The organism is Streptomyces sp. NPDC032161, assembly GCF_040636995.1.
Taxonomy (GTDB): domain Bacteria; phylum Actinomycetota; class Actinomycetes; order Streptomycetales; family Streptomycetaceae; genus Streptomyces.
In genome coordinates this window covers 213,990-232,981 of the sequence record NZ_JBEZVN010000006.1, presented here as the reverse complement: position 1 = coordinate 232,981, position 18,992 = coordinate 213,990, and the positions used below count along the sequence as shown (strand labels likewise).

The following is an 18,992-nucleotide window of genomic DNA, read 5'->3' as shown; positions in this document are numbered from 1 at the left end:
ACGATAACCGGCACCCATGGGCGGAAGGTGAGGGTCCGGTTAACTTTGTACGCCTATATACACATACGAGAGGTTCAGGGTATCCGTTGAACAGCGAGATGTCCGAAAAGGCCCGTCTCAGGCGTGAACTGCTCGCCGCTCGACGCCTTCTGACCGGGGAAGACGCGGAAAACGCCGCGACGGTTCTGTCCCGGAGCGCATTGGATCTGCCGGAGCTAGCCGGGGCCCGTACCGTCGCCGCCTATGTCTCGGTCGGGAGCGAGCCGGGCACCCGCGTGCTGCTGGACGCGCTGCGCGCGCGGGGCGTACGGGTGCTGCTGCCGGTGCTCCTGCCGGACAACGACCTGGACTGGTCGGCGTACGAGGGGGCCGACCGCCTGGTGCGGGCCGGGCGCGGGCTGCTGGAGCCGGACGGGGAGCGGATGGGCCGGGACGCCGTCCTGGAGGCCGACGCCGTGCTCCTGCCGGGGCTCGCGGTGGACGCGCGGGGGATGCGGCTGGGGCGCGGCGGCGGCAGCTACGACCGGGTGCTGGCCCGGCTCACGGCGGCGGGGGCGCACCCGGCGCTGATCGTCCTGCTGTACGACGACGAGGTGGTCGCCCGGGTTCCGGTGGAACCGCACGACCATCCCGTGGACGTGGTGGTGACTCCGGCCGCGACCCGCAGGACGGGGCGCACAGCACCCGGGGAGGGCGGCGCGGAGCCCAAGACGGGCCGCATGGAGCCCGGGACGGAGCGCTGAACGAACCGTTCGGAGTCCGGGACGGACCGTTCCGGGCCCGCGCGGCCCGAAAGCCGAAGGCCGGGACCTCTCACGGTGGAGAGATCCCGGCCTCCTACGGCGCGCGCCCGGTCACGGACCGGCCCTCGGGCCGCGGCCCGAGGGCGGGGTCATGGCTTGAGGGTCAGGGTGTCGGTCGTCGACTTGCCGACCGCGTTGGTCCCGAAGGACCAGTCGAGCAGTTCGCCCTTGACCCACTTGTCGGTCTGGTCCGTGTAGTGCGCCGCGTACGCGTGCCCGGAGGCGCCGGTCAGATTGATCCAGCGGGACTTGTCCCAGTCGCCCACGTTGACCACCATCCGCATCGACGGTACCCAGACGACCTCGTAGCCGCCCGCCGCGTTCCAGCCGGTGGCGTTCACCGCGGCCTCCCCGCCGCCGAGGTTCCACGGGCCGCGGTTGAGGAGTTGCTTGAGTACACCGGGGCCCTCGGTGCCGAGGGTCTGGTTCTTCAGGGTCAGCTGGTGCAGCCGGCCCCAGCTCCAGGTGCTGATGTCCTTGCCGAGCTTGGCGGTCAGCTCCCAGCGGGCGTCCTCCATGGCGCGCGCGAAGAGTTCGTCGCGGGTCTCGGTCGCCTCGCCCCGGCGGCTCTCCGGTGACTTCCACCAGTCGCTCTTCGGGTCGTCCATCAGCTCCTTGACCACCTGGTGCCAGCGGTCACCACCATCCGGCTGGGCGGAGTCCGCGGCGCGCTGCCCGCACTCGCGCACCAGCTTGTGCCGCTCGTCGACGGGACCCGAGTTGTCGGCCCGGCGCACGTTGAGGCATTCGCCCTCGACCCGCATCTCCTTGGGCAGCTTGTTCCCGAAGGCCAGCTTGAGGATGTTGCGCCAGACCGCGTTGAAGTACGCGGCCGCGGCCGAGTCGGGCTCCTGGTTGTAGTCCCAGCCCTCCAGCAGCTTCTGCGCCTCGCGGACGCTCTTGTCCGAGATGTTGATCTTCACCAGCTCGGGCACCAGCAGCGCGGCGATCTCGCTGGTGTTGTCCATCTGCATCTTCTGCATGTCTTCGGTCGAGATCTTCCCGCCGTCCTTGATCTTCACCTTGATCAGCTCGTTGATCCGCTGGCTGCGGGAGCCGTAGCCCCAGTCCTTGGTGAGCAGATGGGCGTACTTGTCGTCGACCACGGGCTGGTTGGCGGTGACGATGTAGCCGCGCTTCGGGTTGTACTCGTAGGGCAGCGCGTCGAACGGGATGGGTTCTTTCTCCCAGCCGTACTTCGAGGACCAGCCGGGGCTGGGCATCGTGCCGTCGCCCTTCTTGCGGACCGGGATCTTCCCGGGCGCCTGGTAGCCGATGTTGCCCTCGGTGTCGGCGTAGATGAGGTTCTGCGCCGGCACCTCGAAGAGCTCGGCGGCCTTGCGGAAGGAGGGGAAGTCCTTGGCCCGGTTGAGCGCGAAGACCGCGTCCATGGAGTGGCCCGGGTCCAGCGCGGTCCACCTGAGGGCGACCGCGTAGCCGTCGGACCGGTCCGGGGCGGCGCCCTCGACCGGTGCCTTCTGGCCGACCTTCTCCAGTTCGCCGCTGCGGTCGGAGACCACCGGACCGTTGTTCGTCTCGCGGATGGTGATCGTCCGGCTCTTGCCGCCCGCGACCTTGATCGTCTCGTCGCGGACGGTGAACGGCTTGACCTTGCCGTCGTACAGGTAGCCCTCGCCCGAGACCTTCTCCAGGAAGAGGTCCGTGACGTCCGCGCCCAGGTTGGTGAAGCCCCAGGCGATGTCCTGGTTGTGGCCGATGATCACGCCGGGCATGCCGGAGAAGGTGTAACCGGCGGTGTCGTACTGGCACTTCGCGCTGGTCTCACGGCAGTGCAGCCCCATCTGGTACCAGAGCGAGGGCAGCTGCGGCGCCAGGTGCGGGTCGTTGGCCAGCAGTGGCTTCCCGGTCGTCGTGTACTCGCCGGAGACCACCCAGGAGTTGGACCCGATGCCGTTGCCGTTCGGACCGAGCAGCGCCGGGATCTTGTCGAGGGTGTCGGAGAGCGAGGCGAGCTGGGTGCTCACGCCCTCGGCGGCGCCCTGTGCGGTGGCCCCCTGCGTGCCGGTGCCCTGTCCGGTGGCGCCCTGCGTGCCGGTCCCCTGACCGGTCGTGCCCTGCGTGCCGGTCTCCTGTGTGCCGGTGCCCTGCCCGGTGGCGCCCTGCGCGGTGTCCGAGTCGGCGTCGGACGAGGACGGGGTCGCCTCCGGGTCGAACTTCCCGGTCACCGAGGAGACCGCGCCCTCCTCGACGATCGGCTTGTGCTTCTCGTACGGGTAGTCCGGGTACAGCTGCGCGATCTGCTTCTCGTCGAGCCTGCTGGCCATCAGCGAGCGGTCGATCTCGTCCTGCATGTTGCCGCGCAGGTCCCAGGCCATCGCCTTGAGCCAGGCCACCGAGTCGACCGGGGTCCACTCGCCCGGCTTGTAGTCGTTGGTGAAGCCGAGGGCGGCGTACTCGACGGAGATGTCCTTGCCGTCGCGTCCCTTGAGATACGCGTTCACGCCGTCCGCGTAAGCCTGGAGGTTCTTCTTCGTCTCCTCGGACAGGACCTCGTCGTACTCCTGCTGGGCCACCTTGCGCCAGCCCAGGGTACGCAGGAACGCGTCGGTGTCGACCTGCCCGGAGCCGAACATCTCGGAGAGCCAGCCGGCCGTCATGTGACGGCGGACATCCATCTCCCAGAAGCGGTCCTGCGCGTGGACGAAGCCCTGGGCGCGGAAGAGGTCGGCGTCGGAGTCCGCGTACAGCTGCGGGATCCCGTAGGCGTCGCGCTTGACCTCGACGTCCCCGTCGAGGCCGTCGAGCTTGATCGACCCGGTGGTCTGCGGGTACGAGGCCCGCACGGTCGACACGGACCAGAAGGCGCCGTATCCGATACCCGCGACGAGCGCCAGCACCAGAACGATCACGATCAGGCGGGCGCGTCGCCCCTTCTTCCTGCCGGTCTTCCCACCGGCGGAACCGGTGGTACCGGAAGAGGCGGTTGTGTTGGCGGGCATCGCTGTCCTTCGAGGGGCAGGTGGTCCTGGGAGTGCAGGAGCAACCATAGGCGCAGAGCCCGGGCCGCTCTGACGCGGTATCGGAATGGTTCCAGTTCCACAGCGGTGATCAACGGTCGTATGAATGAACGAACGCGTCAAGAAAGCGTTAAAGATTAGGTAAGGTAACGAAGTACCGACCGCCGACGGCCGATGCCGAGGAGCGATCCGGCCGAGCCGACAGAACCGCTCGAACCGGTCGATTCGGCAGGCGCACGCAGGGAAGGAACGGCCACTGACTGTCCACACGCTCAACGAACTCCTGCTCGTCTGCTCGCTCGTGCTGCTCGTCGCGGTGGTGGCGGTGCGCGTCTCGTCCCGCAGCGGGCTCCCCAGCCTGCTTCTTTATCTGGGCATCGGGATGGCCATGGGGCAGGACGGCTTCTTCGATGTGAAGTTCAACAATGCGGAACTGACCCAGGTGATCGGGTATGCCGCACTTGTCGTGATCCTCGCCGAAGGCGGTCTGGGCACGAAGTGGAAAGAGATCAGACCCGCGCTGCCGGCCGCCGCGATGCTCTCGCTAGCCGGTGTCGCCGTGAGCGTCGGCGTCACCGCGGCCGGGGCGCACTACCTGGTCGGGCTGGACTGGCGGCAGTCGCTGATCATCGGTGCGGTCGTCTCGTCCACGGACGCCGCCGCGGTCTTCTCGGTGCTGCGCAAGGTGCCGTTGCCCGCCCGGCTCACGGGCGTCCTGGAGGCCGAGTCCGGCTTCAACGACGCCCCCGTGGTGATCCTGGTGGTGGCCTTCTCCGCCAGGGGACCGGTGGAGACCTGGTACGTCCTGGTCGGAGAGATAGCCCTGGAGCTCGCCATCGGCGCGGCCATAGGACTGGCCGTCGGCTGGGTCGGCGCGTTCGGGCTGCGTCATGTCGCACTGCCCGCGTCCGGCCTGTACCCGATCGCCGTGATGGCGATCGCCGTGTCCGCGTACGCGGCGGGCGCGCTGGCCCACGGCAGCGGCTTCCTCGCCGTCTACCTGGCCTCGATGATCCTCGGCAACGCCAAGCTGCCGCACTGGCCGGCCACCCGCGGCTTCGCGGACGGGCTCGGCTGGCTGGCCCAGATCGGCATGTTCGTGCTGCTCGGGCTGCTGGTCACGCCGCACGACCTGTACGACGACTTCTGGCCCGCGATAATCGTGGGGCTGGTGCTGACGATGGTGGCGCGCCCGCTGGAGGTCTTCATCTCGCTGCTGCCGTTCCGTCTGCCCTGGCAGGAGAAGGTGTTCATGTCGTGGGCGGGGCTGCGCGGCGCCGTCCCCATCATCCTGGCGACCATCCCGATGGTGTCCGGGGTCGAGGGCTCCACCCGGATCTTCAACATCGTCTTCGTGCTCGTCGTGGTCTACACCCTCATCCAGGGGCCGACGCTGCCCTGGATGGCGAAGGTCCTCAAGATCGCCGAGGATCCGTCCGAGGCGACCGACCTGGGCATCGAGTCGGCGCCGCTGGAGCGACTGCGCGGCCACCTGCTCTCGGTGGCCATCCCCGGCAGGTCGAAGATGCACGGCGTGGAGGTCGGGGAGCTGCGCCTGCCCGCCGGGGCGGCGGTCACCCTCGTCGTACGCGACGGCAAGAGCTTCGTACCGGCGCCGTCCACCGTGCTGCGGCGCGGTGACGAACTGCTCGTGGTCACCACCGATCCGGTGCGCGACGCGGCGGAGCAACGACTGCACGCGGTCGGCGCGGGCGGCAAGCTCGCGGGCTGGCTGGGAACCACCGGCGGCGGGGAGAGCCTGGCCGGGGCCGATGTGGCACACGAAGTGGCACATGCGTGGAAGGCCGCGAAGAAGCGGGGGAGGCCGGACGGCCCGAGGGCCCACCACTGAGCTCGCGACGGACCCGGCGCATGCCGTGTGCGCGTATGTCACGTACATGCGCGGACGTGATGTCGTACGCGTACGCCCACGTATGTGACGTACGCGACGGGTGCGCGAGGCGAGGCCCGCGAGGACGCCGGTTGTATCATGCGGAAGGTCCGACCGGTCTCACCACGAGGCCGCGGACCCGCTTGACCACATCGAACGACCGACTCTGCCTGATGCAGAGCTGGCGCGACCGTATGGCGGTCGTGGCGTCCTCCGCCTCTGCTGAGCGCCCGGCATCTACCGCAGTTCCGCGCGAAGAGGACAGCTCTCGGCTGCGCCCGCCCGAGCCCGCACCACCCGTGCCGGCCCGGACCTGCGGACGCTCGGCCACCAGGCGGCGGAAAGGCATGGGCCGTGGCGTCCACGGTCACCGAACGCCCCGGTTACGGGCAGTTGCTGCGCACTCCGAGTGCGTGGACGTTTCTCCTTCCGGGCTTCGCCGCACGGCAGCCCTTCGCGATGCTGACGATCGGCATCGTGCTGCTGGTCCAGCACACCACCGGCTCGTACGGCAGCGCGGGCGCCGTCGCCGCCGTGACCGGCGTGTCGATGGCCGTGTTCGCACCGCAGACCGGCAAACTCGCCGACCGCTTCGGCCAGCGCGCCGTGCTGCTGCCCGGCGTCCTGGCGCACACGGTGTCCGTGTCGGCGCTGACGGCGCTGGCGCTGGCCGACGCGCCCCTGTGGGCGCTGTTCGCCGCGGCCGTGCCGACCGGCGCGTCCGTTCCGCAGGTCGGCCCGATGGTACGGGCACGCTGGGCGGCCGTACTGGGCGCGGCTCCGGGCCGTGAGGCGTCTCCGCTGCTGTCCACCGCGGCCGCCTTCGAGTCGGTGACGGACGAGTTCACCTTCGTCATCGGGCCGGTGCTCGCCACCGCGCTGTGCACCGGCGTGCACCCGGCGGCCGGGCTGATCGCCGAGGCCGGGCTGACACTGGTCGGCGGCCTGCTCTTCGCCGCCCAGCACCGCACCCAGCCGCCGGTGCGCGCCGCCGCTCGCGGCGCCTCCGAGCGGCACGCCTCCGCCCTGTCCGTACCGGGTGTGCGAGTGCTCGCGGTGGCGTTCCTGGGGATCGGCTCGGTCTTCGGCGGCATGCAGGTCTCGCTGACCGCGTTCGCCGAGGAGATCGGCCGGCCCGGCGCGAACGGTCTGCTGTACGGCGTCTTCGCGGCCGGCAACATGCTGGCCGGGATCGCCTGCGGCGCCATCGCCTGGCGGAGCGGGCCGCGGCGTCGGCTGATCGTCGGGTACACGGCGCTGGCCCTGACCGCCTCCGGGCTGTGGGCGGTGCACTCCGTGTTCCTGCTGGCCGGGCTCGGACTGCTGGCCGGGCTCTCCATCGCCCCGGCCCTGATCGGCGGCTACACGCTGGTCGAGACGCTGGTTCCGGGATCCGCCCGGACCGAGGCTTTCACCTGGCTGACGGGTTCGGTCGCGCTCGGCCAGGCGGCAGCGGTGACGGTCGCCGGGCGGCTCGCCGACGCCCACGGCGCCAGCGCCGGCTTCCTGGTGCCGCTGGTGGGGACCGTGCTGGCGCTGGCGACCCTGGTGACACTGCGTTCGAGGCTGGCACCCACCGTCTCGGGACGGACCGTGGCACGTGGTGTCGGTCACCGGACGTCGGTCACGGTGGACTGAACCGACGGAATACGTCACTATGGAACGTCGTTAGCACTCATTGAGTGAGAGTGCCAGGAGGAGCAAGTGCCGACCTATCAGTACCAGTGCACCGAATGCGGCGAGGGCCTCGAGGCGGTGCAGAAGTTCACCGATGACGCCTTGACCGTGTGCCCGAGCTGCAACGGACGCCTCAAGAAGGTGTTCTCGGCGGTCGGTATCGTCTTCAAGGGCTCCGGTTTCTACCGGAACGACAGCCGTGGCTCCTCGTCGAGCAGCTCCCCGGCGCCGTCCTCGGCCAAGGGCTCCGGTTCCGCTTCGTCCGATTCCTCGTCCTCGTCTTCCTCGTCGACGGGTTCTGACTCGAAGTCGTCCGCTTCCTCCTCGTCCGCCGGGTCGTCGTCCTCGGCGTCCTCGACGAGTGGTTCGTCGGCCGCCTGAGCCTCCAGAATTCTCTGAGCTCCCAGCGCTTCCAGGAATCCCGGAGCCGCCTCCTGGAACCCGGAGCCTCCTGGAACCCCGGAGCTTCCTCGGTTCCAAGAATCTGTGAGTTCCCAGAATCTGTGAGTTCCCTGATTCTGTGAGTTCCCCGGGTTTCCGGGCTCTCCGCGCTTCCTGAGTTTCCCGAGGGACCCCATCGTTCCGTTCGATGGGGTCCCTCGGCGTTTTCGCCCGCCGCTAGTGTGATCGCATGGTGAACGCAGAGATCGGTGTCATCGGCGGCTCGGGCCTGTACTCCTTCCTGGAGGACGTCACGGAGGTGCGTGTGGACACCCCGTACGGACGGCCGAGCGACTCCCTCTTCCTCGGCGAGGTCGGCGGTCGTCGGGTCGCCTTCCTGCCCCGCCACGGACGCGGCCACCACCTGCCGCCGCACCGCATCAACTACCGGGCCAACATGTGGGCGCTGCGCTCCGTCGGCGTACGTCAGGTGCTCGGCCCGTGCGCGGTGGGCGGACTGCGTCCGGAGTACGGACCGGGCACCCTGCTCGTGCCCGACCAGCTGGTGGACCGCACCAAGACCCGGACGCAGACGTACTACGACGGGGAGCCCCGGGGCGACGGCACGGTGCCGAACGTCCTCCATCTGGGCTTCGCCGATCCCTACTGCCCCGCTGGGCGCAGGGCGGCGCTGGCATCGGCTCGCGCCAGGAACTGGGAACCCGTGGACGGAGGCACGCTGGTCGTCGTCGAGGGGCCGCGCTTCTCCACCCGGGCGGAATCGCGCTGGCACGCCGCGATGGGCTGGTCGGTGGTCGGGATGACCGGGCATCCGGAAGCCGTCCTGGCCCGTGAACTGGGCCTCTGCTACACGACGACGACGCTGGTGACGGACCTGGACGCGGGGGCGGAGGCCGGGGAGGGCGTCTCGCACGACGAGGTGCTGAAGGTGTTCGCGGCCAATGTGGACCGGCTGCGCGCGGTGCTCTTCGACATGGTGGGCGCTCTGCCCGCGGAGGCCGACCGCGACTGCCCGTGCTCCCGTGCGCTGGACGGTCTCGACCCGGGGATCGAGCTTCCGTAGCGGGGGAAACGGGCGGGCGGAGAGGAACAGGCGGACGGCCGCGGCGCAACGGGAGCGGCCTTGGGGGACGGTCGCGGCGCAACGGGGAGCGATGTGGGGGACGGTCGCGGCGCAACGGGAGCGGCGCGGCGGGACGGTCGCGGCGCGGCGCGGCGGTCGCGGCTCGGGTGGGTGACCGAGTTGTCCACAACGCCGCGGCCGTCCACAGGCCTCAGCGAGAAGTTCGCGGACTGTGGATCGTGGGGGGTGTTCGTCCGGAACTCCTCTCAGCAGGTGGTGTTGACCATGCGCCCGTCCTCGTTCCCTTCACCGTTCCCGTCCTCGGTCCATTCGCCGTTCCCGTCCTCTTTTCCCTCGCCTCTTCCCTCGTCGATTCCGCCCTCTTCTTCCTCGTCTTTGTCGTCGTCGTTTCCTTCGGCGCGCAATATCCCGTCGTACCAGCGCCTACCGCCGTCGGTGTCGCCCTTGCCGTCGCCCGGGCCGCACACGCCAGCCGCGTTGTCGACGCCGTCCGCACCGTCCGCGCCGACTCCGGCACCCGGGTCGCCCACGGCTTCCCCGGCCGTGCCCGCTCCGGGGCCTCCGGCGTCCGCTCCCCCGCCCTGCGGCGTACCGGCGTTCGAGCCGTTGCGGGTGGGCGGAGGCGGTGCGCGCCGACTGCGGCGGGCGTTGTGGCGGCGACGTCATGCCCTGGCCGCCGGGCTCGCCGTGACGGCCGCCGCGTTGGCGGCGACGGGACTGGGCGGAGGCGGCATGAACGGCGATGCCGCGCAGGGCGTCGGAACAGGCGCGGAAGGTACGGCCGGTGCCTCGCCGGAACGGGCCCGCAGGCCCGCCCCGTTGGTGTCCGCCCCGGTACGGATCGCTGACGCGGGGACGGTGCGACTGTTACGGCCGGGGGACCGCGTCGACGTCGTCGCCGTGGGGAGACAGGAAGACCGGGACGGGATCCGGGACGAGGACCGCGACGGAGACCGGGGCGAAGGCCTGGACGGGGTCCGGGTCCTGGCGAAGGGCGCGCTCGTGGCGGACGTGCCACAAGGATCGGCGGAAGGTCTCGCGGAGGACGGTGCGTTGATCGTGCTGTCCGTCCCCCGGAGCACGGCCGCATCGCTGGCCGGTGCCGGAATCTCGACCAGGTTGGCGGTGGTCCTGTGCTGATTCGCGCGAACCATCGACACCAAAGTCGAACTAAAGGCGCCAATCGGGTGTTTCTTGTGCCTATTGTCGTAAATTTCGGAGGAGTCTGCTCCATCAACGGCACACGCGAAGGAAGGCTCACCCGTGAGCGAGAAGAAGGTCGGCGTACTGGAAGGGTTCAAAGCCTTCCTGCTGCGTGGCAATGTGATCGACCTGGCGGTCGCCGTCGTCATCGGTGCCGCGTTCACCCAGATCGTGAACTCGGTCGTCAAGGGAGTCATCAACCCACTGGTCGGCGCGTTCGGCACCAAGGACCTGGAGAGCTACAGCTCCTGCCTCAAGGGCCCCTGCGTCACGGACCCGAAGACGGGCGAGGCCGTCGAGGGCATCCGGATCCTGTGGGGTTCTGTGCTCAGCGCCACCCTCAGCTTCTTGATCACCGCGGCCGTCGTCTACTTCTTGATGGTGCTGCCCATGGCCAAGTACCTGGCCAGGCGGGCGGCCATGCAGGCGGCGAAGGAGGGCGTGCAGGAAACGCTGGAGGTGAGCGAGCTGGAGGTCCTGAAGGAGATCCGCGACGCCCTCGTCTCGCAGCGCGGCGGCCCGACGGGCGGGGCTCATGGCGAGGATTCCGGCGGGAATCAGGGCCGGTAGCGGGGCGCACGGCAGAAACACCGGCGGCGGCGTCGTCGGCCCACGCCCGAGCGGGGGGCTCAGATGTGGTGGGGCGGCTTCTCATCCAGGAAGCGCGCCAGATCGGCGGCGCCACCACCGGCCGGGGCCCGCTCGCCCCACCCTCGGTCCGTATCGTCCGCGGACTGCTGGTCCAACGGATCGTCGAAGACCAGAGCCGGTCTCGGTTTCGGCTGATCCGGCTGCGACGGCTTCGAATCGCGCGGGCCGGGGGCGGGGGCGGTGCTCATGTCTCCAGGGTACGGCGGCGGTCAGCGATCCTCCGGTGCGAGCCTCCACAGCCCGAGCACCACGAGGAACGACAGACAGAGAAAGCCGGCGCCCCACCAGGCAGAACCGGTGTCGCCCTCCATCCACGCGTCGACGACCACGGTCAGCCCCCAGAGCTGCCCCACGACCACGGTCATCGCCAGGACCAGCCGAGCCGTCAGCTTCGAGGACCGTTCGGCTTGCTGTTCGGTTCCCGCGCCCGGAGCGGGGCCGGTGTGCCGGACGCGCGGGTCACCGTAGCCGCTGATGGCGCGGATCTGTGGATAGCGCTGGTGGACAGGGCGGTTGAGTTCGGGGCGAGCACTGCCGGGGTGGTATTCCGGGCGCTCGGGAGACCCCTGGCCGCCCGGGGGATGCTGTGCGCCGCTCATGTCCGCAGCCCGAATGTCCGCCGCCCGGATCCGGCGCCCTTCCCGAAGATCTCGAAAGCCTCGGGTGCCCCGGCCTCGCCGACGCCCCCGCCGCTCCAGGCAGTCCCACCACTCCAGGCGCTCGTCGGCGTCGTGGGCTACGTCGTGATGCGGCTCGCCATGACCAGCCAGTGGCTACGAGCCGCCCACAGCACCCGGGGCGCCGAGCGCCGCGTCGCGCTGCGGTACGCCGTGGGCATCACCGTGGCGCGACTGGGCTGGATCGGCATGCTGTTCCTGACCGAGAACAAGGGAGGCGTGCGTGCCGCCGTGTTCGTCGTGCTCGTGCTGGTGGAGCTGTCGGTCCCGGCGATCGCCGAACGCGACCGCGCGACGAACTGGCATGCCCACCACATCGGCGAGCGCTACGGCCTGTTCACGATCACCGTGCTGGGCGAGACGATCGCGGCGGCCACGGTCGCGGTCCAGGAGGCGATGGCCGAGCACGAGGCGTTCGGTGATCTGCTGCCGCCCACCGCGGGTGGGCTGCTGATCGTCTTCTCCGCCTGGTGGATCTGCTTCGCCGTCCCGATCCACGACTACCTTCACGGCAGCAGGGAAGCGTTCGTCTGGGGGTACGGGCACTACCTCGTCTTCGGTTCCGCGGCGGCGATCGGCGCGGGCATCGAGGTCGCGGCGGAGGAGGCCGTGGGCAAGGCCCATGTCTCGGGCACGGTGGCCGCCGGCGCGGTCACGGTGCCGTCCGCCATCTTCTTCCTGGCGGTGTGGGCCCTGCACGCCCGTCACTTCAAGCGGGATCTCGCGGAGCAGTTGTCGCTGCCCGCGGCCGCGCTGGCGATCCTGGCCTGCACGTTCGCCGGGGCGTGGGCGGTGTTCGCGGCGGGGCTGGTGGCGGCGGCGACCGTGGCCGCGGGAGAGCTGCTGTCCCGGCGGGCCGCTCCGGCGCAGTGAGCGGTCGGCGGATGGAGGGTGACGGGGCACGTGCTGGCGGTCAGAAGACTATGAGGGGACCATCGGTGGGGCCGAGAACAGGGAGCGTGCGATGACGGCGGAAGATCCACAGGAACGACGGGAACCCGCAGTTGGGGGCCCGCAGCGGTCGGGCCCCACCCCGACCGGCCCGGCGGAGCGCAGCGTCTTCGACACCGGCGCGCCCGGAACCGGGCCCGCGGGAAACGGGCCGGCCGGAAGCGAACCATCCAGAAGCGAACCGTTCGGAAACGGACCGGCCGGAAGCGGTCCGGCCGGCAGCGGGCCGCTCGACGCGTTGACCGATGTCGCCGGGCTGCGCGTCGGCCATGCGCGGGTGGCGGGCGCGGGCGCGCTGAGCGGCACCACGGTCGTCCTCGCCCCCGAGGGCGGCGCGATCGCGGCCGTCGACGTGCGCGGCGGTGGCCCCGGCACCCGGGAGACGGACGCGCTCGATCCGCGCAATCTGGTGCAGCGCGTCGATGCCGTCGTCCTGACGGGCGGCAGCGCGTACGGGCTGGACGCGGCGTCCGGCGTGATGGCCTGGCTGGAGGAACGGGGGCGCGGGGTGCGCGTCGGCCCCGATCCGGCGCAGGTGGTGCCGGTGGTGCCGGCCGCGTGCCTCTTCGACCTGGGACGGGGAGGTGACTGGCGGGCCCGTCCGGATGCCTCGACCGGACGCGCGGCGGTGGAGGACGCGGCTGGTACGGAGCCGGGCGCGCCGGTCCCCGAGGGGTGCGTCGGCGCCGGTACGGGTGCGGTCGCCGGGCAGTTCAAGGGCGGGGTGGGCACGGCGAGCGTGCGGCTGGCGTCCGGGATCACGGTGGGCGCGCTCGTCGTGGTGAACGCCGCGGGTTCGGTGGTCGACCCGCGTACGGGCGTGCTCTACGGGGAGTACGGCGCCGCCGAACCACCGGCGGTCCCGGCGCCCGAGGTCCATCGCGCGGCGCTGCGGCGCCTGGCCGAGGTCCGGGAGGCCGATGCGGCCCCTCCGCTCAACACCACGCTCGCGGTCGTCGGTACGGACGCCGATCTCACCCGGGCCCAGGCGCAGAAGCTCGCGGGTACCGCGCACGACGGTCTGGCGCGCGCCATACGCCCCGTGCACCTGCTGACCGACGGAGACACCGTTTTCACACTGGCCACCGGTGCCCGGCCGCTCGACCCGCGGAACCCGGTCGCTCTCAACGAGCTGCTGGCGGCCGGTGCGGACTGTCTGACCCGTGCCGTGGTGAAGGCTGTCCGGGCGGCGCGGGGGACCATGGGCCGCCACCTCGGCACCGGCCATCCCTCGTACAGCGATCTCTACGACGGGCCCCGGCCGGCCGTATGAGCGCGGACGACCGCCCCGCAGCCGTCTCGCTCGTCCGCCGTAGTGAGTCGGCCGCCGCCATGGGTCGGCCCTGTCGTGAGTCCGTCGCCGTCGTTGGTCCGCCACTGTCACGTGTCCGCCACTGTCACGTGCCCGCCACTGTCACGTGCCCGCCGCCCTTGCGCGTCCGTCGCCGTCGCGTGCCCGTCCTCGCACACCCGCCCGGCCTCGACTCCCCTGCGGGGAAGGGAAGTTCGGACGAACCACCAGGAACTATCCCCGCGCGCCAATCGTTTTCCTGAACCCCGGTCACGATGTCGGACCCAGGGACTACGTTAAGCACGCATCAAGTAACACGCGGCAACGGCCTGGAGACAGCACCTTGAGCGATCCGTACGAGACAACCGAGCAACACCTCGAGCGACTCCTGCGACGGGCACTCAACTCTTTCGACCTGCCCGACAGTACGGTCGAAAGACTCGGTACCGCGCTCGCCCACAGCAGTTCCCTGCACTCCTCGCACCACAGTTCCGTGCTCCATCGGGAGACCTACCGGCACACGTATCTGCTGTCCGACGGCACCACCCTCTCGCTGTGGGAGCTGGTGCACACAGGTCCGCGGGGTGCGACGGACCCGCGCTCCCGGACAGAACCCGAGTTCCGCCACCACGAGTTGTACGACGACGAGGCCGATGCCCAGGTCGCCGCCGCCCGGCTGGCCGGCGGTCTCGGGGACGTCCCGCTGTTCGGGGACGACGGGCCGCAGACCGATCTGGAGACGCTCACGGTCCTGATGGCGGCTCCCCCGGCCCCGATGCCCCGGACGTACGCCCCGGACAACTCCGCCGACCACGCCCGCCGCGTGCTGCGCCGCGCGGAGAACAACAACGGCCCCGGCGAGGAGACCGCCCGGCTGCTGCGTGCCGCCTTCGCCCACCACATCACCCAGGTCTTCGGCCGCCAGTGCCAAGTGGGCGGGCGGAACGCCGGGTTCACGCTGTACGAGCACGCCTTCCTCCTCCTGGACGGCAGCGAGACGAGCCTGTGGGAGGTCGAGCACACGGCCACGCCCGACGGCCGCCACATGTGCGAGGTGTACACCGACGAGGACTCCGCGCGCGGCGCCATGGAGAGCCGTACGCGCATCTGCTGACGGGGCGAGGAACGGACGCCCCCGGCCCTGGCCCAGTGCCCCGGCCCCGGACCCGGACCCGGACGAGCCTCCGGGGCCGGACGGACGACGCACGAAATGGTGCCCGCGCCCCGTAGGGCGCGGGCACCGTCCGGTCCCTCGGTCTCAGTACCTCACGGCAGCAGCGCGGGCTTCCTGTCCGACGCGGCGTCGGCCCCGGGTGCGGCGCCGCCATCGGTCCGAATCCCGGCAGCGGTACCGGCATCGGCACCGGCGTGGGTTCCGGCACCGGCGTCCGCGCCACCTGCGGCTCCCCCGCCCGCGAGGTCGCCGTTCGCGGCCTCGTCACCACCCTCCATGTGCTGCTTCGGGCGCGCGGGCAGCGCGAACATCACCAGCACGATCAGCGCGAGCACTCCGATCACCCACCACAGCGAGTGCCGGAACGCCTCCGCGAAGGCCGGTCCCACCTCCTGCGGTGCCAGCCGGTCCCCCATCGAGCCGAAGAAGACGACCGCGACCAGCCCGAGCCCGAGCGCGTTGCCCATCTGCTGAACGGTGCTGATGAGGCCGGAGGCCGATCCGGAGTGCTCCCGCGGCACCTCGGACAGCACCGCGTCCGTCAGCGGGGCCACGATCAGGCCCATGCCGAGGCCCATGACCACCAGCGGCGGCACCATCTGCCAGGACGTGATGCCCATGCCGTACCGCTCGGACTCAGCCATGTAGAGGAGCAGACCGGCGATCATCAGCAGCGCGCCCGCCTGGAGAACCTTGCGGCCGAACCGGGGCACCAGCTTCTGCACGGAGACCCCGGCGGCGCACGAGACGGCGACCGAGAACGGCACGCCGGTCAGCCCCGCCCGCAGCGCGGTCCAGCCGAGCCCCATCTGCATGTAGAGCGTCCAGACCAGGAAGAAGATGCCGAGCCCGATGCCGAAGGTCAGCTGAATGGCGATTCCGGCCGCGAAGCTCTTGAACCGGAACAGCGAGAGCTCCACCAGCGGCGAACCGCCCCTGCGCGTCTTAGCCCGCTCGAACAGCACCAACGCCAGGAACACCAGCAGGCTGCCGACCATCGACACATGGCCCCACAGCGGCCAGCCCAGCTCCCGTCCACGGGTCAGCGGGTAGATCAGCATCAACATCCCCAGGGTCACCAGGGCGACACCGACCAGATCGAGCCGGAGTGCCTTGGGCGCCTTGGACTCGGTGATGAACCTGTTGCCCAGGACCAGGGCGGCGACACCGACCGGCAGATTGATCAGGAAGATCGGCCGCCATTCGAGGCCGGCGATGTTCCACTGGGTGAGCAGCGCGCCCAGCAGCGGCCCCATGATCGCGCCGAGCCCGACGATGGCGCCGAAGAGACCGAAGACCTTGCCGCGTTCGTGTGCCGGGAAGGTGGCGTGCACGATCGACAGCACCTGCGGGACCATCAGCGCGGCGGTGCCACCCTGGAGGATGCGCGAGGCGACGAGCATCTCCGGGCTCACGGCGAAGCCGCAGAGCGCGGAGGCCAGCGTGAAGCCGCCGACACCGATCAGGAACAGCCGCTTGCGGCCGTGGATGTCGCCCAGTCGGCCACCGGTGATCAGTCCGGCCGCGAAGGCCAGGGAGTACCCGGCGGTGATCCACTGGATCGAGCTGAACGAGGCACCGGTGTCCTGCCGGATGCTCGGGATGGCGACGTTGACGATCGTGACGTCGACCAGGTCCATGAAGGCCGCGGTCATCACGATGGCGAGTGCGAACCAGCGTCGCCGGTCCGACGCGGCCGGGGCACTCGGCGCGGCCGGTGCGACCGGGGCACTGGGCGAATCCGGAGCGGCCGAGGCCGCGGATGCCGGAGCGCCCGGGGAACCGGACGCCGGGGTCGGCGGTGTTGCGGAAGAAGGCATGGGAAGAAGCTAGATGTCCATTAGGTCAGTTCATGACCCAATGTGTGGGCACCCTGATCGGGTGACCGACCGCACCGGACCGAATCCGACACGAGAGTGAGCCCATGACCAGCACTCCGGCACGACTGCTGAATCTGCTGTCGCTCCTCCAGACGCCCCGCGAGTGGCCGGGCAGCGAACTCGCCGAGCGGCTCGCCGTCAGCCCCCGCACCATCCGGCGCGACATCGACCGCCTTCGCGAACTCGGCTATCCGGTCGAGGCCACGCGCGGTTCGATCGGCGGATACCGCCTGGTCGCGGGCACCGCCATGCCGCCGCTGCTGCTCGACGACGAGGAGGCCGTGGCCATCGCGGTGGGGCTGCGGGCGGGGGCCGGGCACGCCATCGAGGGAGTCGACGAGGCGTCCGTACGGGCGCTGGCGAAGCTGGAACAGGTGCTGCCGTCGCGGCTGCGGCACCGGGTCTCGACCCTGCAGAACGCCACGGTGCCGCTGACCCGGGGCGACGGCTCGACGATCGATCCGCGCACGTTGACGGTGATGGCGTCGGCGGTCACCGGGCGGGAGCGGCTGCGGTTCGCCTACCGCGCGGGCGACGGCGCCGAGACGCGGCGCGAGGCCGAGCCGTACCGGCTGGTGAGCGCGGGGTGGCGCTGGTATCTCGTCGCGTACGACCTGGGGCGCGCGGACTGGCGTACGTTCCGGGTCGACCGGGTCAGCGAGCCGTTCGCGACCGGGGCCCGGTTCACCCCGCGCGAGCTGCCGACGGGGGACGCGGCGGAGTTCCTCAGCGGCTCCATCACCCGGCGGCAGCCCGAGCTGACGGTCGAGGTGAGCTTCGCGGCCCCGGCGGAGTTCGTGGCGGCCCGGCTGCCGTCCTCGTTCCGCCCGTTGGAACCGACCGGCGGGAACGGCTGTCGGCTGCGGGCGACACTGACGGACTCGTTGGAGTGGGTGGCCCTCCGACTGGCCCTGGTGGACTGCGAGTTCGCCGTTCATGAGCCTGCGGCGCTGGTAACGCACCTGAGCGACCTGAGCGCCCGGCTGAACCGCGCCACGCGCGCCACGTCAGGGCCCGCCGCCGGGCCGGTCGACACAAAGGAATGAGCCCCGGCGCCAGGGGGGGTGGGCGCCGGGACTCAGCTCGGGGGCGCCGCGCGGAGCGACGCTCAGGTCCTCACGACCTCATGCGAGGCGGAGACCGGGGCGTCGCGCGAGGCGACGACCGGGGGTCACGCGAGGCGACCCGTTTCGGAGGTTACTGGACAAACCCTCACGCCGCGGCGTCAAAACCCGTGTCGCGGGCCATTCGCTTCAGTTCGAGCAGCGCGTGCTTCTCGATCTGACGGATCCGCTCGCGGGTCAGGCCATGCTGCTTGCCCACCTCGGTGAGGGTCCGCTCACGGCCGTCCTCGATGCCGTACCGCATGCGGATGATGGACGCGGTGCGGTGGTCGAGCTTGCCGATCAGGTCGTCCAGCTCCTCGCTGCGCAGCAGCGTCATGACCGACTGCTCGGGCGACACCGCGGAGGTGTCCTCCAGCAGATCACCGAACTGCGTCTCGCCCTCGTCGTCCACGGACATGTTGAGGCTGACGGGGTCGCGGGCCCAGTCCAGGACGTCGCTCACGCGCTCCGGCGTGGAGTCCAGCTCGGCGGCTATCTCCGTGTGCTCCGGCTCGCGCCCGTGCTCGCGGTTGAACTCGCGCTGCACACGGCGGATCCGTCCGAGCTCCTCCACCAGGTGGACGGGGAGCCGGATCGTGCGGGACTGGTCGGCTATGGAACGGGTGATGGCCTGGCGGATCCACCACGTCGCGTACGTGGAGAACTTGAAGCCCTTGGCGTAGTCGAACTTCTCGACCGCGCGCACGAGGCCCGCGTTCCCTTCCTGGATCAGGTCGAGCAGGGGCAGCCCGGCCCGCGGATAGCGACGGGCGACAGCGACCACCAGGCGGAGGTTGGAACGGATGAATACGTCCTTGGCCCGCTCGCCCTCGGCGACCAGCGCCTCCAGCTCCTCGCGCGTGGCCCCGCCGGCTTCGCTCTCCACCTCGCCGTCGAGTATCTGCCGGGCATAGACACCGGCCTCGACGGCCTGGGACAGCTCGACCTCCCTGGCGGCGTCGAGCAGCGGCGTACGCGCGATCTCGTCCAGGTACATGCCGACCAGGTCGCGATCGGCGATCTCTCCACCCGCCGCGCGAACACTGCTTGCCCGGTTGGTCCCACCGGTGGAGGACGAACGACGGGCGACGGCACGGGTTGCCATGCGAGCTCCCTTGCTGAGTAGGTCGCGACACCCTCTCGGGTGCCCTGCATCCGATGGAAACAACGACTGGAATCAGGACAGAATTCCCATGCCCGGCATTCAATTTCGGGATCATGCAG

General features: G+C 70.6%; 17 protein-coding genes. 11 read left to right on the top strand and 6 right to left on the bottom strand.

Annotated elements, in window-relative coordinates; all coding sequences use genetic code 11:
- The first annotated feature begins 98 nt into the window (after positions 1 to 98).
- A complete protein-coding gene (locus AB0E67_RS17090; RefSeq protein ID WP_362026979.1) occupies positions 99 to 743 on the top strand; it encodes a 5-formyltetrahydrofolate cyclo-ligase in 645 nt (214 codons plus the stop codon).
- 149 nt (positions 744 to 892) lie between these two features.
- Here AB0E67_RS17090 and AB0E67_RS17085 read toward each other — a convergent pair whose 3' ends face one another.
- Positions 893 to 3,763 carry a penicillin acylase family protein gene (locus AB0E67_RS17085; protein ID WP_362026977.1) on the bottom strand — a complete coding sequence of 957 codons (2,871 nt, stop codon included), beginning with the start codon at positions 3,761 to 3,763 and terminating at the stop codon, positions 893 to 895.
- 334 nt (positions 3,764 to 4,097) lie between these two features.
- Between AB0E67_RS17085 and AB0E67_RS17080 the strand changes: the two genes are divergently transcribed.
- The 4 genes from AB0E67_RS17080 (at position 4,098) to AB0E67_RS17065 (ending at position 8,814) form a co-directional block, all read left to right on the top strand.
- Positions 4,098 to 5,633 (top strand): potassium/proton antiporter, encoded by a 1,536-nt coding sequence (locus tag AB0E67_RS17080; RefSeq protein ID WP_362027092.1) that lies wholly within the window; start codon positions 4,098 to 4,100, stop codon positions 5,631 to 5,633.
- 393 nt (positions 5,634 to 6,026) lie between these two features.
- Positions 6,027 to 7,310 carry an MFS transporter gene (locus AB0E67_RS17075; RefSeq protein ID WP_362026974.1) on the top strand — a complete coding sequence of 428 codons (1,284 nt, stop codon included), beginning with the start codon at positions 6,027 to 6,029 and terminating at the stop codon, positions 7,308 to 7,310.
- Positions 7,311 to 7,376: 66 nt separating this feature from the next.
- On the top strand, positions 7,377 to 7,730 hold the full coding sequence (locus AB0E67_RS17070) for an FmdB family zinc ribbon protein (protein ID WP_362026972.1): 354 nt from the start codon (positions 7,377 to 7,379) through the stop codon (positions 7,728 to 7,730).
- A 250-nt stretch (positions 7,731 to 7,980) separates the two neighbouring features.
- Entirely contained in the window at positions 7,981 to 8,814 is an 834-nt protein-coding gene (locus AB0E67_RS17065) for an S-methyl-5'-thioadenosine phosphorylase (protein ID WP_362026969.1), read from the top strand.
- Positions 8,815 to 9,080: 266 nt separating this feature from the next.
- Here the strand turns inward: AB0E67_RS17065 and AB0E67_RS17060 are convergent, their stop codons facing one another.
- Positions 9,081 to 9,365 (bottom strand): hypothetical protein, encoded by a 285-nt coding sequence (locus AB0E67_RS17060; RefSeq protein WP_362026966.1) that lies wholly within the window; start codon positions 9,363 to 9,365, stop codon positions 9,081 to 9,083.
- Positions 9,366 to 9,567: 202 nt separating this feature from the next.
- On the opposite strand from AB0E67_RS17060, the gene AB0E67_RS17055 reads away from it, so the two are divergent.
- On the top strand, positions 9,568 to 9,975 hold the full coding sequence (locus AB0E67_RS17055) for an RcpC/CpaB family pilus assembly protein (protein ID WP_362026963.1): 408 nt from the start codon (positions 9,568 to 9,570) through the stop codon (positions 9,973 to 9,975).
- A gap of 123 nt (positions 9,976 to 10,098) precedes the next feature.
- Positions 10,099 to 10,608, top strand: a complete 510-nt coding sequence (locus AB0E67_RS17050) for an MscL family protein (RefSeq protein WP_362026961.1) — start codon at positions 10,099 to 10,101, stop codon at positions 10,606 to 10,608.
- Positions 10,609 to 10,667: 59 nt separating this feature from the next.
- On the opposite strand, the gene AB0E67_RS17045 is transcribed toward AB0E67_RS17050, so the two are convergent.
- Both AB0E67_RS17045 and AB0E67_RS17040 read right to left on the bottom strand, forming a co-directional pair.
- The gene (locus AB0E67_RS17045; protein WP_362026958.1) at positions 10,668 to 10,877 is read right to left on the bottom strand and encodes a hypothetical protein; all 210 of its coding nucleotides are present in this window, start codon (positions 10,875 to 10,877) and stop codon (positions 10,668 to 10,670) included.
- A gap of 21 nt (positions 10,878 to 10,898) precedes the next feature.
- The gene (locus AB0E67_RS17040) at positions 10,899 to 11,288 is read right to left on the bottom strand and encodes a DUF6755 family protein (protein ID WP_362026955.1); all 390 of its coding nucleotides are present in this window, start codon (positions 11,286 to 11,288) and stop codon (positions 10,899 to 10,901) included.
- A 132-nt stretch (positions 11,289 to 11,420) separates the two neighbouring features.
- Between AB0E67_RS17040 and AB0E67_RS17035 the strand changes: the two genes are divergently transcribed.
- From AB0E67_RS17035 to AB0E67_RS17025, 3 genes are all read left to right on the top strand, one after another.
- Positions 11,421 to 12,239 (top strand): low temperature requirement protein A, encoded by an 819-nt coding sequence (locus AB0E67_RS17035; RefSeq protein ID WP_362026952.1) that lies wholly within the window; start codon positions 11,421 to 11,423, stop codon positions 12,237 to 12,239.
- A 316-nt stretch (positions 12,240 to 12,555) separates the two neighbouring features.
- Positions 12,556 to 13,590: a P1 family peptidase gene (locus AB0E67_RS17030; protein ID WP_362026949.1), complete on the top strand. Its 1,035-nt coding sequence runs from the start codon at positions 12,556 to 12,558 to the stop codon at positions 13,588 to 13,590.
- A 361-nt stretch (positions 13,591 to 13,951) separates the two neighbouring features.
- Positions 13,952 to 14,722, top strand: coding sequence for a DUF6227 family protein (locus tag AB0E67_RS17025; RefSeq protein WP_362026947.1), 771 nt, complete (start codon positions 13,952 to 13,954; stop codon positions 14,720 to 14,722).
- Positions 14,723 to 14,874: 152 nt separating this feature from the next.
- On the opposite strand, the gene AB0E67_RS17020 is transcribed toward AB0E67_RS17025, so the two are convergent.
- Complete coding sequence (locus AB0E67_RS17020) at positions 14,875 to 16,437, bottom strand: MFS transporter (RefSeq protein ID WP_362027089.1); 1,563 nt, start codon at positions 16,435 to 16,437, stop codon at positions 14,875 to 14,877.
- A gap of 269 nt (positions 16,438 to 16,706) precedes the next feature.
- Here AB0E67_RS17020 and AB0E67_RS17015 point away from each other — a divergent pair, with 269 nt between their 5' ends.
- Positions 16,707 to 17,708, top strand: coding sequence for a YafY family protein (locus tag AB0E67_RS17015; protein ID WP_362026944.1), 1,002 nt, complete (start codon positions 16,707 to 16,709; stop codon positions 17,706 to 17,708).
- A gap of 166 nt (positions 17,709 to 17,874) precedes the next feature.
- On the opposite strand, the gene AB0E67_RS17010 is transcribed toward AB0E67_RS17015, so the two are convergent.
- Complete coding sequence (locus tag AB0E67_RS17010) at positions 17,875 to 18,873, bottom strand: sigma-70 family RNA polymerase sigma factor (protein ID WP_351520644.1); 999 nt, start codon at positions 18,871 to 18,873, stop codon at positions 17,875 to 17,877.
- Positions 18,874 to 18,992 lie beyond the last annotated feature (119 nt).

Excerpts from the sequence above, each read along its gene's own strand:
- AB0E67_RS17055 (WP_362026963.1), top strand. The coding sequence starts at position 9,568 with ATGAACGGCGATGCCGCGCAGGGCGTCGGAACAGGCGCGGAAGGTACG.
- AB0E67_RS17085 (WP_362026977.1), bottom strand. The coding sequence starts at position 3,763 with ATGCCCGCCAACACAACCGCCTCTTCCGGTACCACCGGTTCCGCCGGT.
- AB0E67_RS17020 (WP_362027089.1), bottom strand. The coding sequence starts at position 16,437 with ATGACCGCGGCCTTCATGGACCTGGTCGACGTCACGATCGTCAACGTC.
- AB0E67_RS17040 (WP_362026955.1), bottom strand. The coding sequence starts at position 11,288 with ATGAGCGGCGCACAGCATCCCCCGGGCGGCCAGGGGTCTCCCGAGCGC.
- AB0E67_RS17045 (WP_362026958.1), bottom strand. The coding sequence starts at position 10,877 with ATGAGCACCGCCCCCGCCCCCGGCCCGCGCGATTCGAAGCCGTCGCAG.
- AB0E67_RS17015 (WP_362026944.1), top strand. The coding sequence starts at position 16,707 with ATGACCAGCACTCCGGCACGACTGCTGAATCTGCTGTCGCTCCTCCAG.
- AB0E67_RS17090 (WP_362026979.1), top strand. The coding sequence starts at position 99 with ATGTCCGAAAAGGCCCGTCTCAGGCGTGAACTGCTCGCCGCTCGACGC.
- AB0E67_RS17010 (WP_351520644.1), bottom strand. The coding sequence starts at position 18,873 with ATGGCAACCCGTGCCGTCGCCCGTCGTTCGTCCTCCACCGGTGGGACC.
- AB0E67_RS17065 (WP_362026969.1), top strand. The coding sequence starts at position 7,981 with ATGGTGAACGCAGAGATCGGTGTCATCGGCGGCTCGGGCCTGTACTCC.